The 1,538-nt window shown below is 47.2% G+C and carries 1 protein-coding gene; it reads right to left on the bottom strand.

The window, feature by feature from the left end; genetic code table 11:
* Nucleotides 1-141: 141 nt before the first annotated feature.
* On the bottom strand, nucleotides 142-1,538 hold a 1,397-nt coding region (locus tag VN105_RS06210), incomplete at its 5' end, for an alanine/glycine:cation symporter family protein (protein ID WP_325638980.1).

Raw genomic sequence — 1,538 nt, 5'->3', positions numbered from 1 at the left:
TAAATTAATACAGAAGGTATTTCGATAACCTTTTGTTTAAACGTCGGATAGCACTTTAATTTGACTTAAAATGCTATTCGACGAATAATCGCGCATGGTTTACTTAATAGTACCAGGAAAAAATGCAACTATTTCAATCAGCTAGTTTAGCGTGTCGCTATTTTTTTTGGACCATAGTTCCATGTTCGGAAAATTAAACTTATCGTTGTTAAAAATCGGATCTTTCTTGGCCTTCTGCTGCTCACGATAGTCATCATAAATGGCAAGTACTTTTTTGTGGAGCAATAAAATTGCGATCAGGTTGAGCCAGGCCATGAGTCCAACGCCAATATCGCCCAACGTCCAGGCAGACTTTGCCGTACTGATGCAGCCTACATAGGTGGATACTAACATAAGCAGGCGCAAAACCCAGATAAGTATGGTCTTGTGCTGTTTTTTGCGACTTACAAAACTGATATTGGTTTCGGCAATATAATAATAGGCCATGATAGTTGTGAACGCGAAAAACGCTAATGCTAAAGCGACAAAAGCACCCCCGATGGTAGGGAAGTGATGTGACACGGCCTGCTGCGTAAAGCCCGGCCCCATTTCCGTAGCGGGAAGGTGCTGTACGATAAACCCTCCGTTTGGATTTTCCACATTATATTGTCCCGTAAATAGGATCATCAAGGCTGTTGCAGTACAGACAAACATGGTATCGACATAGACTGAAAAGCCCTGAACCAGCCCCTGCTTGATGGGATGCGATACTTCGGCGGCGGCAGCAGCATGTGGCGCGGTGCCCTGACCGGCTTCATTGCTGTAAATGCCCCGTTTTACGCCCCATGAAATTGCCATGCCCGCCACAGCACCAAAGGTTGCCTCCAGATTGAAGGCGGCTTTTACAATCAGTGAAATGATGGCTGGTATCTGCGTAAAATTGAGACCGATAATGACTAATGCCATCAGAATATAGGCTCCCGCCATAAATGGAACGACATACTCAGCGACGGTACTGATCCGCTTGACACCGCCGATAATAATGATGGCCAGTAAGGCCGCTATGCTCAATCCGGTGACGCTCGGCGACAAGTTGAAGGCTGATTCAACCGCCGCACCGATGCTATTACTCTGCACGCCGGGGAGTAAAAATCCGGTACTGATGATCGTGACGATAGCAAATGTCCAGGCGAAAGCCTTGGAACGCAATCCTTTCAGAATATAAAATGCTGGCCCGCCCCGATATTCTCCGTCATTGACCTCTTTGTACATCTGGCCGAGCGCAGCCTCCACGATAGCCGATGCACTGCCCAAAAAAGCGATGACCCACATCCAAAAGATAGCTCCGGGACCGCCCATGGCGATGGCTGTTGCAACACCGGCAATGTTGCCTGTACCCACACGACCGGAGATAGCGAGCGAGAATGCCTGAAATGAGGAAATTCCTTTGTCCGAACTATTGCCATCAAAAAGCAAACGGATCATTTCCCGAATTTGCGTGAGCTGCGGGCATCGGAAACGTATCGTAAAATAGATCCCAGTCAACAAACATAGGTATA

Source organism: Chitinophaga sp. (assembly GCF_035564935.1).
Lineage (GTDB): Bacteria > Bacteroidota > Bacteroidia > Chitinophagales > Chitinophagaceae > Chitinophaga.
This window is presented reverse-complemented; position numbering and strand designations above follow the sequence as displayed.